The organism is Nonomuraea roseoviolacea subsp. carminata, from assembly GCF_024172185.1.
Lineage (GTDB): Bacteria > Actinomycetota > Actinomycetes > Streptosporangiales > Streptosporangiaceae > Nonomuraea > Nonomuraea roseoviolacea.
Genome location: NZ_JAMZEC010000001.1, coordinates 6785699 through 6801366, shown reverse-complemented (window position 1 = coordinate 6801366; position 15668 = coordinate 6785699). Strand labels below are relative to the sequence as shown.

Annotated in this window: 13 protein-coding genes; 3 read left to right on the top strand and 10 right to left on the bottom strand. The window is 72.4% G+C overall.

From position 1 onward, the window contains the following. Window positions 1-140: 140 nt before the first annotated feature. Window positions 141-1232, bottom strand: a complete 1092-nt coding sequence (locus HD595_RS31425) for a LacI family DNA-binding transcriptional regulator (protein ID WP_253775313.1) — start codon at window positions 1230-1232, stop codon at window positions 141-143. A 177-nt stretch (window positions 1233-1409) separates the two neighbouring features. Here HD595_RS31425 and HD595_RS31420 point away from each other — a divergent pair, with 177 nt between their 5' ends. Next, window positions 1410-2630 (top strand): ABC transporter ATP-binding protein, encoded by a 1221-nt coding sequence (locus HD595_RS31420; RefSeq protein WP_253775311.1) that lies wholly within the window; start codon window positions 1410-1412, stop codon window positions 2628-2630. Between the two features lie 185 nt (window positions 2631-2815). Here HD595_RS31420 and HD595_RS31415 read toward each other — a convergent pair whose 3' ends face one another. Beyond that, window positions 2816-3580: an SDR family NAD(P)-dependent oxidoreductase gene (locus tag HD595_RS31415; protein ID WP_253775309.1), complete on the bottom strand. Its 765-nt coding sequence runs from the start codon at window positions 3578-3580 to the stop codon at window positions 2816-2818. A 204-nt stretch (window positions 3581-3784) separates the two neighbouring features. Between HD595_RS31415 and HD595_RS31410 the strand changes: the two genes are divergently transcribed. Then, a complete protein-coding gene (locus HD595_RS31410; RefSeq protein WP_253775307.1) occupies window positions 3785-4804 on the top strand; it encodes an endonuclease/exonuclease/phosphatase family protein in 1020 nt (339 codons plus the stop codon). A 79-nt stretch (window positions 4805-4883) separates the two neighbouring features. Here the strand turns inward: HD595_RS31410 and HD595_RS31405 are convergent, their stop codons facing one another. The 6 genes from HD595_RS31405 to HD595_RS31380 all read right to left on the bottom strand — a co-directional run bounded on the left by HD595_RS31405 (window position 4884) and on the right by HD595_RS31380 (window position 13745). Beyond that, window positions 4884-5711, bottom strand: coding sequence for an MBL fold metallo-hydrolase (locus tag HD595_RS31405; RefSeq protein WP_253775305.1), 828 nt, complete (start codon window positions 5709-5711; stop codon window positions 4884-4886). 31 nt (window positions 5712-5742) lie between these two features. Then, complete coding sequence (locus HD595_RS31400; protein ID WP_253781385.1) at window positions 5743-6990, bottom strand: NAD(P)/FAD-dependent oxidoreductase; 1248 nt, start codon at window positions 6988-6990, stop codon at window positions 5743-5745. Between the two features lie 103 nt (window positions 6991-7093). Beyond that, window positions 7094-8731, bottom strand: coding sequence for an aa3-type cytochrome oxidase subunit I (gene ctaD, locus HD595_RS31395; RefSeq protein ID WP_253781384.1), 1638 nt, complete (start codon window positions 8729-8731; stop codon window positions 7094-7096). Window positions 8732-8916: 185 nt separating this feature from the next. Next, the gene (locus HD595_RS31390) at window positions 8917-12498 is read right to left on the bottom strand and encodes a S8 family serine peptidase (RefSeq protein WP_253775303.1); all 3582 of its coding nucleotides are present in this window, start codon (window positions 12496-12498) and stop codon (window positions 8917-8919) included. 317 nt (window positions 12499-12815) lie between these two features. Beyond that, window positions 12816-12995 (bottom strand): hypothetical protein, encoded by a 180-nt coding sequence (locus HD595_RS31385; RefSeq protein WP_253775301.1) that lies wholly within the window; start codon window positions 12993-12995, stop codon window positions 12816-12818. A 54-nt stretch (window positions 12996-13049) separates the two neighbouring features. Beyond that, window positions 13050-13745 (bottom strand): SDR family NAD(P)-dependent oxidoreductase, encoded by a 696-nt coding sequence (locus HD595_RS31380; protein WP_253775299.1) that lies wholly within the window; start codon window positions 13743-13745, stop codon window positions 13050-13052. Between the two features lie 58 nt (window positions 13746-13803). Between HD595_RS31380 and HD595_RS47300 the strand changes: the two genes are divergently transcribed. Continuing rightward, window positions 13804-14151, top strand: a complete 348-nt coding sequence (locus tag HD595_RS47300) for a TetR-like C-terminal domain-containing protein (RefSeq protein ID WP_420540726.1) — start codon at window positions 13804-13806, stop codon at window positions 14149-14151. Between the two features lie 51 nt (window positions 14152-14202). Here the strand turns inward: HD595_RS47300 and HD595_RS31375 are convergent, their stop codons facing one another. After that, entirely contained in the window at window positions 14203-14688 is a 486-nt protein-coding gene (locus HD595_RS31375) for a metallophosphoesterase family protein (protein ID WP_253775297.1), read from the bottom strand. Between the two features lie 40 nt (window positions 14689-14728). Then, entirely contained in the window at window positions 14729-15514 is a 786-nt protein-coding gene (locus HD595_RS31370; RefSeq protein ID WP_253775295.1) for an alpha/beta fold hydrolase, read from the bottom strand. Window positions 15515-15668 lie beyond the last annotated feature (154 nt).

Genomic DNA, 15668 nt, shown 5'->3' with positions numbered 1-15668 from the left:
GACGCTAGGGATCACCCTTTGTGGTCATCGTCCCTCCGCGGAGCCCACTTGCGGGTAGCTCTCAGGTATGACGCGGTCCGTGCGGCGGTTCCGCGCCGCGCGGGCATGGAGGCGGGCGAGGGCTCCGGCGACACGCGGTCTCAGCGGAGCGGGCCGCAGCTCCCCCGGACGATGAGCTCCGTGGGCAGGACGACCGTGCGCGGGCGGCGGCCCGAGGCGCGCAGCACCAGCTCGCACGCCCGGTAGCCGATGTCGCGCCCCGGCTGGGCGATCACCGTGAGCGGGGGCGAGCACAGCTCCGCCCACGGCACGTCGTCGTACATGACCAGCGACACGTCGCGGGGCACCCGCAGGTCCAGCTCGCGGGCGGCCAGGACGGCGGCCTCCCCCAGCACGTTGCCGCCCGCCAGCACGGCCGTCAGGTCGGGACGGCTCTGGAACAGGCCCGAGGCGGCGGCGTAGGCCGAATCGCGGCTGCCCGTGGCGAACACGACGAGCTCCTCGTCCACCGGCGAACCGACCGCCTCACGGAACGCGGCCACGCGCCGGTCGTGTCCGGGGCCGCCGAGGAACGCGATGCGCCGGTGGCCGAGGCCGCGCAGGTAGCGCACCGCCGTGCGGATGCCGGCCCGGTCGTCGGCCAGGACGGCGGGCACGCCGGTGGGCGGGGCCGGCGCGGCGGGCGGGGGCGGCGGGACGCCGTCGAGCAGCATGAGGTCGGCCGTGGAGCCCGACGCCGACCCCGACATGGGGCCGGACGGGGCGTCGCCGGGCCGCTCGGCGGGCAGCCGGTCGGCGAAGACGACCGTCATGCCGGCCCGCGCCGCGGGCTCCCAGGTGTCGGCGCCGCCCGACGGGACGGCGATCACCCGGTCCACGCTCTGCTCCAGCAGCATGCCCACCAGCTCGGCCTCCTGCTCGGGGTCGTCGCCGGTGGAGCCGAGCACCACGGGCTCCCCCGCGGACCTGGCGCAGGCCAGCACGCCCTCGGCGAGCTGGCCGAAGAAGGTGTCGGTCAGGTCGGGGACGAGCAGGCCGATGCCGCCCGTGCGGCGCTGGCGCAGGTTGCGGCCGAGCGCGCTCGGCCGGTAGTCGAGATGGGCCGCCACGGCCAGCACCCGCTCCCGGGTGGCGGGGCTGGCCGACCCCCCGGACAGCACCCGGGACACCGTGGCCACGCCCACGCCCGCCGCCTCGGCGACGTCCTTGATGGTCGCCCGCTTCGCCTCCATGGAAACGATTCCATCATGGTTTCCACCGGACCGGAACCCCGCCCCTCCCGAAGAAGCCGCCCACCCGGCAACCCTTGACACCCCTGTCCGTTTCGGGTGAGATGCTTGAAAACGTATCCATGTGAGTGGACACTCGCACAACATCCGGGCCACCGCCCTGGACCGCGAAGGAATGGCATGGCATCCATCGTTCTGACCAATGTCGACAAGGTCTACGCCGGTGGCGTGAAGGCCGTGAACGGGCTCAACCTTGAGATCAAGGATGGCGAGTTCATGGTGCTGGTAGGCCCCTCCGGCTGTGGCAAGTCGACCGCGCTGCGGATGATCGCCGGCCTGGAGGACATCAGCGGCGGCGAGATCGCCATCGGCGACAAGGTGGTCAACCACCTGCCGCCGAAGGACCGCGACATCGCGATGGTCTTCCAGAACTACGCCCTCTACCCGCACATGACGGTCGAGGAGAACCTCGCCTTCGGCCTCAAGCTCCGCAAGATGCCCAAGCCGGAGATCCAGAAGCGGGTGAACGAGGCCGCCAAGATGCTCGGCCTCGAGACGTACCTCAAGCGCAAGCCGGCCGCCCTGTCCGGTGGTCAGCGCCAGCGTGTCGCCATGGGCCGCGCCATCGTCCGCGAGCCGCAGGCGTTCCTCATGGACGAGCCGCTGTCCAACCTGGACGCCAAGCTCCGCGTCTCCATGCGCGCCTCCCTCAACACGCTGCACGAGCGCCTCGGCGTCACCACCGTGTACGTCACGCACGACCAGGTCGAGGCCATGACCCTGGGCGACCGCGTCTGCGTCCTGCGCGACGGCCTGCTCCAGCAGGTGGACACCCCGCAGAACCTGTTCGACAAGCCGGTCAACCTCTTCGTCGCCGGCTTCATGGGCTCGCCGTCGATGAACTTCGTCACCGCCGAGCTGGTGCGCGGCGACGGCGGCGCGGCCGTCACGTTCGCCGACATCAGGCTGCCGATCGCCGAGTCGACGTTCACCGACAAGCCGGGCCTCGACAAGTTCATCGGCAAGAAGATCATCCTGGGCATCCGGCCCTCCGACTTCGAGGACGCGAACGCGGCCGGCAACCACGCCAACGGCTGGGCCACGCTGCCCGTCAAGGCCGAGGTCACGGAGGAGCTCGGCTCCGAGATCAACGTCCTGTTCCTCATCGACGCCCCGCCGGTCGAGCACAAGGACACCGTCGCCGCCGCCGACCAGGGCGAGGACGACGAGGCCGCGCTGCCGCTGGTGGGCGACAAGTCGCTGTGGACCGCGCGCGTCAACGCCCGCAGCCACGTCCGCCCCGGCCAGAACATCGACCTGGTCGTGGACACGCACAACCTGCACTTCTTCGACCCGGCCAGCGGCCTGGCGATCGGCCACGAGCAGAACCGCGGCCTGTGACGACATCGATCAGCGGTCGCCGGCCGGCGCACTCCGGCCGCTGACCTCCCAAGGCGCCGGCCACGAGCCGCGCTCGTGACCGGCCGGGCCCCCACCGCGACCCCCTCCCGCGGCGGGGGCCCATCCTTTTGCGCGGCGGCCTGTGGAGACAGACGCGCGGCGGCCTGTCGAGGCGGTACGCGGGATCAGCGGCGGCCCAGGCGGGCCGACACGGCGCCGGCCAGCCCGCGCGGCACGAATTTGCCGACGGCCACGATCGCCTTGTACCGGGCGTCGGGCACCGACACCCGCCGGCCCAGCGCGAGATCCCGCATGGCCACGCGCGCCACCTCGTCGGCGTCGAGCCACAGGAACTCCGGAACGCCCGACATGTCCATCGACGCCCGCTCGTGGAACTCGGTGCGCACGAACCCGGGGCACAGCGCCATGACCCGCACCCTCGGCTCGCGGATCTCGACCGCGGTGGACTCGCTGAAGTTCACCACCCACGCCTTGGAGGCGCTGTAGGTGCCGCGGGTGAAGAACGCGGCGACGGACGCCACGTTGATCACCCCGCCCCGGCCGCGCCGCCGCATGCCGGGCAGGACGGCCAGGGTCAGCCGCAGCACGGCCTCGCAGTGGACCTTGAGCATGCGCAGCTCGTCCTCGACCGGCACGTCCAGGAAGGCCCCTGGGTGGCCGAAGCCGGCGTTGTTGACCAGCAGGTCGACCTGGCGGCCGTCGTCCTCGCGCAGGCGCGACTCGACCCGGGCCAGCCCCTCGTCGGTGGCGAGGTCGGCGGGCAGCACCTCGACGCTCACGCCGTACCTGAGCTTGAGCCGGTCGGCGGCCTCGCCGAGCCGCTGCTCGTCACGGGCCACGAGGACGAGGCCGAAGCCGTCGGCGGCCAGCCGCCGGGCGAAGGCGGCGCCGATGCCGGCGGTCGCGCCGGTGATCAGTGCGGTAGGCATGCCAGCACCCTAACCCGTGCGGCGCGGCCCGGCTCCGCCGCCCGGCCACGCCCTGGCTGAGAGCTTTATCAGCAAGCGCTCCGGTGTCCGCGCAGGTCGGCGCGGGTCCGGCGCGGGTGGCTGCGGCGGGGGTGGCCGGGGCCGCCGGTGCGCGTCTAGGGTCTGCCCCGGATACGTCACCGTGCGTGAAGGCGGGCATCGAGGGTGGGCATCACGACCGATCGCCGGCGGGAGCCGGGTGACCAGCCGAAGACGGGTGACCAGCCGGAGCCGGCCCGCCGCGGGAGGCGCCGCCCCTCGTGGATCGTCGCCGGGTGTTTCGCCGTGTGGACGCTGGAGCGGCTGGCGGGGGTGGAGCAGGGCTCGTTCGACATCCAGCTCATGACGCTGACGCCGTACGCGGTGGTGGTGACGGCGCTGCTGACGGTGCTGTTCCTCTTCCGGAACCGGCGGGCGGCGCTGGTCACGGCCGTGTCCTGCGCGACGCTGGCGGCGACGGTGGCCCCGCGGGCGATCCCGCCCGCGGCGCCGGCCGCCGCCGCGGCTCCGGGGCCGGTGCTGCGGGTCCTGTCGGTCAACCTGTTCGGCCGGGCGGACGCCGCCGCGGTGGTGCGGCTCGTCCGGGCCTACGACCCGGACGTGTTCAGCGCGCTGGAGCTCACCCACCGGGAGGCCGCCGCGCTCGACGCCGCCGGTCTGGGCGCGCTCATGCCGTACCGGGTGCTGCAGGCCGAGCGCGACTCGGCCGGCAGCGGCCTGTACGGCAAGCACCCGCTGACCGAGCTGACCGGCCTGTTCACCGTCATCGGGCACAACATGCCCGCGGCGACGATCACCCTGCCGGGCGGGACGACCGCGCAGGTGGTCGCCGTCCACCCCCACCCGCCGCTGGGCCGCCGCGCCGAGGAGTGGACCGCCTCCCTGGAGGCGCTGCCGCCGCCCTCGCCGCGGGTGACGCGCGTGCTGGCCGGCGACTTCAACGCGAGCCTCGACCACCGCGCCTTCCGCGACCTGCTCGCCCGGGGCTACGTGGACGCGGCCGAGGAGAGCGGCGAGGGGCTGGTACCGACCTGGCCGAACGGCCGTGCCGTGCCGCCGTTCATCACGATCGACCACGTCCTGGTGGACCGGCGCGCGGCGGTGGGCCGCACGGAGATCCTCGACGTCCCGGGCACGGACCACCGCGGCGTCCTCGCCGAGCTGCGCCTGCCGCCCGCCGGCTGACCGGCCGCGCGGAGCCCACCGGCTGACCGGCCGCGCGGAGCCCACCGCCCGACCGTGCGCGCGGAGCCGGAGGCCCGGCTCAGGTGCGGGCGGGGGCCGGTGGGCGGACCGGCAGCGTGTAGGTGTCGCCGCGGTCGAGGAAAACGACGCGGTCGGCGTGGCCGGAACGCTCCATGTGCTCACGGAAGTCGTCCAGGCCCGAGCTGAAGACCGTGTAGTCGTCGTAGTGGACGGGCAGCACCCGCCGGGGGCTGATGAGGTCCACCCAGTCCGCCCCCTGGCGGCCGTCCATGGTGACCATGACCGTGCCGAGCAGCTTGGTGCCGCCCAGGTGGACGATGCCCACGTCCAGGTCGGGGAAGCGTCTCGGGATCTGGTGCAGGCGGCGGTCCATCAGGGTGTCGCCGCTGATGTGCAGGCGCAGATCGACGCGGCCCTCGCGGCGGAACTCCAGCACGCTGCCCATCACCGGCGGCAGCAGCCCCTCGACCGCGCCGGGGGCGTGCCGGGCGGGCACGGCGGTCACCGTCAGCGCGTCGGTGCCGTCGCGGAGCTGGTGCTCCTGCCAGGTCTTCAGGCCGACGGCCCGCTCGAAGCCCTGCTTCCTGAGCCGCCGGGCGGCGTGCGTCGTCGTGATGACGGGCGTGGCCTTGTCGAGGCCGTCGCGCGCCACCCGGTCCCAGTGGTCGCCGTGCAGGTGCGACAGGACGACCGCGTCCAGCGGCGGCAGGTCCTCCACCTCCAGGGCCGGGTCGAGGAGGCGACGCGAGGTGAGGCCGTAGCCGAGGTGGGCGCGCTGCCCCCGGTGCAGGAAGTTGGGGTCGGTGAGCAGGGTGAAGCCGTTGTACCGGATGAGGGTGGTCGCGTTGCCGATGAACAGCACGCTCCCACCGTCGGCCTTGCGCATGACGCGAACCCCCTCGTTCGCCGGGACGTGGCTACTCCGCGACCGACGCGCGGCTCCTGCGCGGCCCGAAGTAACGCCAGAAGAAGTTGACCAGGACGCTGGTCCGGTTGCGCCCGCCGAGCAGGTAGGCGACGTGCAGGAAGATCCAGGCCAGCCAGGCGGGCAGTCCCCGGAAGGTGAAGCCGTTGGGGAGCTGGACGACGGCCGCGCAGCGGCCGACGATCGCCATGATCCCGGGGTCGCGGTAGTGGAACGGCACGGTGGGCCGCCCTGTCGCCGCGGCGACGATCTGCCGGCCGGCGTGCTTGCCCATCTGGATGGCGGGCTGGGCGAGCTGCGGCAGCGGCTCCGGCGGCAGCGCGAGGTCGCCGACGACGAAGACCTCGGGGTGCTCGCTCAGGTTCAGCCGTTCGGTGACGACGACCCGGCCGCCCTTGCCCTGGGGCAGGCCGCAGTCGGCGATCTCCTTGGGCGCGGTCACGCCGAGCGCCCAGACGGTGACGTCGCTGTGCAGGCGGGTGCCGTCGGACAGGACGACGGCGTCCGGCTCGACGGAGGCGACGGTGGCGCCGAGGCGCAGCCGCACCTCGCGCTCGCGCAGGTCGCGGGCGGCGGCGTCGCGCAGGTGCGGCTTGTACGGCGCGAGCACGTAGTCGAACCGCTCGACCAGGGTGATGCTGGTCTGCTCGGGCTTGATCTCGGGGTAGGTCAGCGGGATCGTCCGCATGCGCAGCTCGGCCATGGACCCGGCGATCTCGACGCCGGTGGCGCCGCCGCCGACGACCACCACGTGGGTGGTGGGCCGCTTGCCCAGGGCGGTCTCCTCCAGGCAGGTCTGCAGGCGGCTGCGCAGGGTCTTGGCGTCGCGCACGGAGTACAGGGGAAGCGCGTTCTTCTCGGCGCCCTCGATGGACAGCCAGTTGGTGCTGACCCCGGTGCCGAGGACGAGGTAGTCGTAGTCGAGGACGGCGCCGTCGGTCAGCTCGACCTGCTTCTGGTCGAGGAGCAGCTTGCCGAGGCCGGCGGCGTGCACGCGCACGGTGGGATACCTCGCGGCGAAGGCGCGCAGGGGGTACGTCACGTCGCCGGCGGCCATGGCGGCCGTCGCCACCTGGTAAAGCAGCGGCTGGAAGGTGGTGTAGGGGTGCTGGTCGACGATCGTGACCCTGGCGCCGGCGCGGGCGAGCTCACGGGTGGCGCTGAGCCCGCCGAACCCCCCGCCCACCACCACGACGTGCGGCGGCCTGCCCGTCCGCTCCTGCCGCTTTCCGTCCATCATCACGAGGTGCCCCTTCCGGCGTGTCGGCCCATCTCGTGTGCATATGGCACCTCAGGCGGCCCTTAAACCCCTTCGTCTGCTTTGCCGCGGGGCGCGGGCCGGCTCAGGCGGCCTTGTCCAGGGGCTCGCGCGGGTAGTGCAGGTCGAAGGCCGGCCGTTCGGAACGGATGGGCGGCATGAACGTGAAGTTGTGCCGCGGCGGCGGGCACGAGGTCGCCCATTCGAGCGAGTTGCCGAAGCCCCACGGGTCGTCCACCGTGACGCGCGGGGCGCGCCGGGCGGTCTTCCAGACGTTGTAGATGAACGGGAGCGTGGACAGGCCCAGCAGGAACGCGCCGAGCGAGGAGATCTGGTTGAGCGTGGTGAAGCCGTCGGCCGGGCTGTAGTCGGCGTAGCGGCGCGGGAACCCGGCGACCCCGAGCCAGTGCTGGATGAGGAACGTGGTGTGGAAGCCGATGAACAGCATCCAGAAGTGGACCTGGCCGAGCCGGTCGTCGAGCATCCGGCCGGTCATCTTGGGCCACCAGAAGTAGAAGCCGGCGAACATCGCGAACACGACCGTCCCGAACACCACGTAGTGGAAGTGGGCCACCACGAAGTAGGTGTCGCTGATGTGGAAGTCGAGCGGCGGCGAGGCCAGGATGACGCCGGTCAGCCCGCCGAGCAGGAACGTGATGAGGAAGCCGATGGCGAACATCATCGGCGCGGCGAAGCTCAGATGGCCGCGCCACATGGTGCCGATCCAGTTGAAGAACTTCACCCCGGTCGGCACCGCGATGAGGAACGTCATGAACGAGAAGAACGGCAGCAGCACCTGCCCGGTCGGGAACATGTGGTGCGCCCACACCGTCATCGACAGGCCGGCGATCGCGATCGTCGCCCCGACCAGGCCGACGTAGCCGAACAGCGGCTTGCGGGAGAAGACGGGGATGACCTCGGTGATGATCCCGAAGAACGGCAGCGCGATGATGTAGACCTCGGGGTGGCCGAAGAACCAGAACAGGTGCTGCCACAGGATCGGGCCGCCGTTGGCGGCGTCGTAGACGTGGGTGCCGAACTTGCGGTCGATCTCCAGCGCCAGCAGGGCCGCGGCCAGCACCGGGAAGGCCATGAGCACGAGCATGCTGGTCAGCAGGACGTTCCAGGTGAAGATCGGCATCCGGAACATCGTCATGCCGGGGGCCCGCATGCAGATGATCGTGGTGATGAAGTTGACGGACCCGAGGATCGTGCCGAGCCCGGACATCACCAGGCCCATGATCCAGAAGTCGCCGCCCATGCTGGGCGAGAAGGTGATCGACGACAGCGGCGTGTAGGCGAACCAGCCGAAGTCGGCCGCCCCGAGGGGCACCACGAAGCTCCAGAGCGTGATCAGCCCGCCGAACAGGAACAGCCAGTACGCCACCGCGTTCAGCCGGGGGAAGGCCACGTCGGGCGCGCCGATCTGCAGGGGCATGATGACGTTGGCGAACCCGGCGAACAGCGGCGTGGCGAACAGCAGCAGCATGATCACGCCGTGGTTGGTGAAGAGCTGGTTGTACTGCTGGTTCGTGACGACCTGAAGCCCCGGCTCGAACAGCTCAGCCCTGATGATCATCGCCATCAGGCCGGCCACGAGGAAGAACCCGAACGACGTCATGAGGTAGAGGTAGCCGATGACCTTGTGGTCGGTCGTGGACAGCCAGTTGGCGAGCACCGCGCCCGCGCGGCGCCTCTTGGCCGGGGCGAGCGGTGAGGTCATCGGCTCGCCGGCGGCCGGTTTCTGCGTCGTCACCGGGCCCTCCCCTGGGTCATGCCCTACGCGTAGCGCCTTCCCCCAGGGATACCCGGCACCGGGTCAAGGAAGGATCCGCCCCCGGTCACGACTCGCCCCGCATCGGCGGGGCGAGTCGCGCCCGGCGCGTCAGGAGGTGATCCCCGGACGCGTCAGGGAGTCGCCTTGTCCGGCCGCTCGGAGACGCGGACCGCGTTGACGATCGTGCTGCCCTCGCGGGTGGCGAAGCGGACGTTGAGCTGGCCGTCGGTGACCTTCACCGTGTACTGCCTGCTCACGGCCGTGTACGTGCCCGCCTCCAGCGCCAGGTCCAGCGCCGGGATGGCCAGTTGCCCCTCCACCAGCACGTCGAAGACCCGCTTGCCGATGCCCGTCGACTTGATGTCGGCGAAGCCCAGCTCGACGGTGTAGGTGCCGGCGGGCACGCCGTCGAAGCGGTACTCCAGCATGCCCTCGCGGGCGGTGCGGAACAGCGCCTGGTCGTCGGTGCCCTTGATGGTCTTCGACGTGGAGGCGGTGCGGTTGGCGGTGGCGACGTAGCCGTGCTGGCCCTGGGTGTACTTGCGGTCGGCCGTCCAGGAGTCGCCGGCGGCGTCGACCAGGCCCTTGCTCGCGCCCACGTCCACCGCGACCTGGTACTTCGGCACGACGACCGTCACCTTGACCTCGATGACGGGCTGCCGCCCGCTGGCCGACTTGACCACCAGCTTGCCCGAGCGGAGCGTGCCGGGCTGGACGCCGGCGCTGGAGGCCGTGACCTTGAGCGTGACCCGCTGGTCCTTGGCCAGGTCGCCGGCCGTGGGCGTGATGGCGAGCCAGCTCTGCGCCGGGTCGGCGGTGACGGTGTAGGCAGTGGGCGAGCCGAGGTTGGTCAGCTCGAACGTGCGCGTCCGGGTGGCGTCGGTGGGCATCACCAGGGTGATCTCGCCCACGGAGGAGCTGACCCGGCCGGTGACCAGGGCCGTGTCGATCCGGGTGATCGTGGCCGGGGCGATGGTGACGGGCTTGGTGAAGGTGCCGTAGTTCTCCTTGGACACCTCGACCTGGTAGTCGCCCGCCAGCACCTGGCCGGAGAACGCGCCGTCGGGACCGGTGGTGAGCGTGGCCACGTCGCCGATCCGCACCGTGGCGCCGGGCAGCGGGTCGCCGTCGTTGGCGTCGGTGACCACGCCGATGACCAGGCCGTGCCGGCTGGCGGTGAAGGTGAGGCTCTGGCCGTCGGTGAGGGCCGGCTCCTCGTAGGAGTAGAGCATGCCGTCGGTGCCGGTCGCGTTCTCGATGCCGACGGTGGCGCTGGTGCCCTGGTCGCGCTGGCTGTCGACGTCCTTGTACCGGTAGCTGACGGTGCCGTCCTCGCCGAGCAGCGCGGCGAAGGAGATGCGCTGCGCGGCGTCGTTGTAGTAGCGGACGTTGCGCCACTCGATCACGAACCGGCGGTGCGGCGCCGTGCCCGTGACGCCGGTGTAGACGCCGGCGCTCGCGTCCACGACCAGGTCGTCCCAGTACGGGTAGACGGCGTTGTTGGGCGTGCCGGTGGTGGGCAGCCGGCCGTTGCCGCCGCTGGTGACCTTGTCGGCGGCGAAGGTGGCCATGCCGTTGGTGGCGATCCACGCCTTGGCCTGCCCGGTGCCGTAGAACGGGACCGGGAAGGGCAGCGTCACCTGCTGGGCCTCGTCGTCGCCGGTGAGGGCCAGCTTGTCGGTGCCCGCGACGTACGGCTCGGTGCCGGTGCGGCAGGTGTAGCCGAAGCCGTCGCCGCGCAGCCCCAGCTCGATGTCCTTGACGGTGTCGCCGGTCAGGGCGATGCCCACGGACGCGCCGCGCGAGCAGCGGGAGGACGGGGTGACCGTGATCGTGTAGTCGCCGTGCGGCAGCGTGAGCCGGTAGCGGCCGGCGGCGTCGGTGACCGTCCTGACCGGGGTGCCGGTCGCCTCGACCGTGGCCCCGGCCTCCGGCGCGCCGGCGGCGGTGACCGTGCCGGACAGGACGGCCGAGGGCTGCTGGGCCATGGTGACGTCGGCCCTGGCGCTCTGCCCGGCGACGACGGCGGCGGTCGCGGTGCCCTTGCCGTAGCCGAACTTCTCGGTGGTGATCCGGTACTCGCCGGGCAGCAGGCGCGGCACCGCGTAGGCGCCGTCCTGGCCGGTCACGACGGTGCGGGTGATGGGGCCCGTGACGGTGACGGTGGCGCCGGCCACGGGCGCGCCGCCGGAGGTCCCCGTGGTGGAAGTGCCCGTGGTGGAAGTGCCCGTGGTGGAAGTGCCCGTGGTGGAAGTGACGGTGCCGGCCAGGTCGCCGACGCCGTCGCGGGGCGCGAGCCGGACGGCGGCGTAGGCGTCGAGCCGGCCCTCGCCCCAGACGTTGTTGTCGGCGGCGGTGCCGCCGCAGGAGGTGTCGTTGACGTCGATCGCCGTGGAGTCGAGCAGCGGCCGGGTGGCCGCCACGTCGCCCTGGAGGGCCGGCGCCGCCGACCAGAGGAGCGCCACGGTGGCCGCGACGTGCGGTGAGGCCATGGAGGTGCCGGTGTAGGAGTCGTAGCCGCCGCCGGGCACGGACGAGCGCACGTTCACGGCGGGGGCGGCGATGTTCGGCTTGATCTCGCCGTTCTCGCCCTCGCCCTTGCTGGAGCGGGCGTAGAGGACGCCGTTGACGTCGAAGCCGCCGGCGCTGTAGCTGCTCACGTACTGGCCGGGCGAGCCGCTGGTACGGCAGGCCGGGCCCTCGTTGCCGTTGGCGAAGGCCGGGAAGATGCCGGCCGCCACCCACGCGTCGACGGTCTCCTTGTACCAGGGGTCGAAGCCGGCGCCGCCCCAGGAGTTGTTGACGATGTCGGGCGCGAGGTCGGGCCGTGGGTTCCGCCCGTTGAGGTCGGTGGGGGCGAGGACCCACTGGCCGGCGGCCAGCAGGGAGGCGTCGGTGCAGGTGTTGGTCTCGCAGCCCTTGGCGGCGATCCACCGGGCGCCGGGGGCGACGCCGATGCCGTTCGCGCCGACCATGGTGCCCATGGTGTGCGTGCCGTGGCCGTTGTTGTCGCACGGCGCGGCGGACGGGCAGACGTGGGCCGGGTCGAACCAGTTGTAGTCGTGGGTGTAGCTGCCGTCGGGGTTGCGTCCCCGGTAGGAGGCGGCCAGCTCGGGATGGTCGAACTGGGCTCCGGAGTCGATGTGGGCGACGACGATGCCCTCGCCGCGGTCGCCCAGCTCGCTCCACACGCGCGGGGCGCCGACGCGGTCGATGTTCCACTCGACGGCGTTGACGCGCGCCTCGGCCTTGCCCGGGTCGGGCTTGGGGAGGGTGAGTGTGCGGACCGGCTCGATGCCGGTGACCTCGGGCAGGCCGGCGATCTCGGCGGCCAGCTTGGGCCCGGCGGTGACGCGGACGGCGTTGACGATCCAGTACGGGGTGTAGTCGGCGTCCTGGGCGTCGAGGAGCTTGCGCAGGCCGGCCTGGGAGGTGGCGGCCTGCTCGGTCTTGGCCTCGAAGACCTGCTCGGCCTTGGCCTCCTTGGTCCTGGCCTTACGGGCGGCGCTGAGGTCGGCCGCGCCCTTGAGGCGTACCCAGAAGGTGGACTTGCCGTCCGCGTCGAGGTCGGACCGGACGGCGGGGCTGATCTTGTCGGCGCCGGGGGCGGCGGTCGCGCTCGCCGCGGGCGCGGGGGCGCCGAGCGGCAGGATGAGGGTGAGGACGGCGATGATCCCGGTCAGGATCGCCCGCCGGCGGGGGGTGTTCGGCACACGCTCTCCTTCACGCCCGGCGGGGGCGGGCCCGCCGGGGTAGAGCTGATCTTTACGCCTACGGGTCGAGGGTGAAGAGATCGTGTCCGCTTTGCAAGGGGTCCTGCCATCACAAGACTCGACATGTCATGAAATGTGATCTGGTCAGGAGGAATGTCAGCCGCGGTGACGATCGACGGCTTGAGGAACGGGGTGAGGGTGCGGTTGGGCTTCCACCCGGCGTTCTCGGCGACCAGCAGCGAGAGCTTGGTCGTCATCCAGCGGCGGGTCGGGAACAGGTGGGTCTCGTCACCGCTCTGGCCGCTGATCCGGTCCCGTTACTTCCGGTCGCCGGGGATGTGGTAGCCGCCGTCGAGCGGCACCGGGTAGCCCATGTACTCGACGACGTCGGGGGCGTTGCCGCCGTCCGAGACGCACGAGCGCATGCCGGCCCAGTCGCTGTGGAAGGCGGCGGCGTGGCCGTACTCGTGCATGACCGGGCCGTGGACGTCGTGCACCGAGCCCGCGATGTCGGTCCTGTACCAGTCCTCGTCGGCCAGGGACGTGACGCCCTACCACGGGACGGTCTCGCCGTGGCGGTCCAGGAACCGCAGGCCGGGGGCGCCCGCCTGGGCTTCGAGAACGTCGACGACGGCGGGGATGCTCTCCTGGGGGTCGAGGGGCGCGTCGGGCCCGCCGAGCCGGGTCCGGTTGTGGCCGGGGTCGATGAGCAGCTTGGTCTGCCTGTCACCGGCATGGCGGGTGGCATAGCTGCGCATGAGCTGGTTGAGCGCGGCCTTGCTGGCCTTGTAGAGCTCGTAGCCGGGCTCGGTGTTGCGCGTGATGCTGCCCTGCTCGGACGACATGACGGCGACGGTGCCGCCGGGCGCGACGAGTCCGCGCAGGGCCTCCAGGGCGCGCAGCGGGCTCAGCGCGTTGGTGATCATCACCTCGGTGAACATGCCGGTCGGGACCTCGTGGACGGGCAGGTCGCCCCGGTCGATCGCGGCGTTGACGAAGAGCAGGTCGAGCCGGCGGCCGGCCAGGCGCTCGCGCAGCGCGCCGAGCTGTTCGGGGCTGGTCATCTCCAGCGTTTCGGTCGTCACCCGTCCGTCCGAGGCGTCGGCGACGGCCCGCAGGTCGGCGCCGTCGCTGCGGGTCGTGGCGATGACGCGCCAGCCGCGCCGGGCGAGCTCGCCGACGAGAACGAGCCCCAGGCCCCGGGAGGCTCCGAGGACGAGGGCCTGGCGGTCGGTCGTGGCGGACATGTGAGCTCCTTCGAGGCGAGGGGTTCCTCTGGACGCGACGCGATGTCTAGACGAGACGTTGCGTCAAGGCTACAGCACCGCGTCGCCACCGCTCGTCGCCGAGGCCCGGCACGATCCCGCCACGGCCGCGAGCTTCCACCAGCGCTACCTCGACTCGCGCCGCGAACGGAAACGCGACCTGCTCGCGCGGGCGATCGACACCGGGGAGATCACGTCCAGGCTCGCCCCCCGACGCCGCGATCGACGCCCTCGTCGGCCCGATCGTCCATCGGGCCCTGCTGGGGCCAAGCATCCCCGGCGACCTGGTGAACACCCTCGTGGAGGACCTACTCGAACGCCGCTCCACCTGAGCGCCCCCGCGGCGGGCCGGCCCGTCGCCCCGGCCCTCGGCGCCAAGACAGCGTGATCGGGCCCGCTCCGCTGCGCGGCGTGTCGTGCCGGCGGGCGGCCGCGTAGTTCAGGGAGTGACGGGGACGATGCGCGCCTCCCGCAGCTCGCCGCGCTCGATCGTCAGCAGGCCGATCGTGCCGTGGGGCTGGCGGCGGCGGTCCGTCGGCGAGCCCGGGTTGAAGATGCGCAGGCCGTCGCCCGTCTCGTCCATCGGGATGTGGGAGTGGCCGAACACGACCAGATCGGCGCCGGGGAAGCGGCGGCGCATCCGCGGGAGACGCCCCTTGGCCGGCCCGCTGTCGTGGATCATGCCGACGCGCAGGCCGTCCAGGGTCAGCTCCAGCGTCTCGGGCGCGACCACGTCCGGGCCGTCGTTGTTGCCCTTGACGACGTGGACCGGCGCGTACGCCGACAGCTCGTCGATCACGGACGCGACGCACACGTCACCGGCGTGCAGGATCACGTCGGCGCCGCGCAGGTGCCCCGCCACCCGGGGCGGGCAGGAGCGCCAGCGGCGGGGCGCGTGCGTGTCGGAAAGGACGACCACTCTCATCCCCCTACCCTGCCCGTTGGGCGGCTACGGGATCGCGCGGTCAGCGCCGGATGGCCGTGAGGAAGTCCCCGAGGGCGGTCGCGACGGCGGCGGGGGCTTCCAAGGGCAGCAGGTGGCCGGCCCCGGGGACGGTCGTCAGGGTCGCGTGCGGGATGTGCGGCAGGAGGTGGTCGCGCAGGACATGTGGCGGCTCCACCACGTCGTCCGCCGCGGCCAGCACCGTCACCGGGACCTCGATGTCCCGCGCGGCGCCCGTGACGTCCTGCGCGATGCCGCGCAGGGGCCACTCGTGCCGGGCCTCGGCCCGGGCGGCGAGGCTGTCGCGCACCGCGGCGTCCCGCAGGATCCCGGGCAGCGGCGTGGCGGTCAGGACATGGTCGAGGGCGTGCCGCACCGTCTCGGGCGAGTCGTAGGCGTGCGACAGACCCTGCCGGTACTCCTCGGTCACCGCGGCGGGCGGCTGTGGCGGTGCGGGCGCGACGAGCACCAGGCCGGCCAGCCCGGCCGGCCGGCGGGCCGCGACGAGTTGGCTCACCTTGCCGCCCATCGAATGGCCGACGAGCACGAACGCTCCGCGCACGCTCGCCCCGGCCACCCGGGCGAGATCGTCGGCAAGCTGGTCGAGGTGGTACGGCCCCGGCAGCGCCTGGGAGGCGCCCCAGCCCCGCTGGTCGAAGCGGACCGTCGCCTGCCCGGGCGGCAGATGGTCGATCACACCGTTCCAGGTGCCGGCGGAGCCGCCCCAGTAGTGGACGAACACCAGCGCCGGACCGGCACCTCCGCCCACCCGCACGTCGAGCGACCCGCCCGGCACGGGAACCGTCATTGTCGTTTCCGTCATCGTCATGCCTTCCTGTCGGCCGCGAAGATCGGCGCCCGTCCGTCCTGCCGCGGCTCCGAACCGGTAGCCTGACCTGGCAGTCAGGCCCAGCCGCGACAGTACTCGAGGGGTGCGTCCGGCCTTTGGCGGAAAGGAGCAC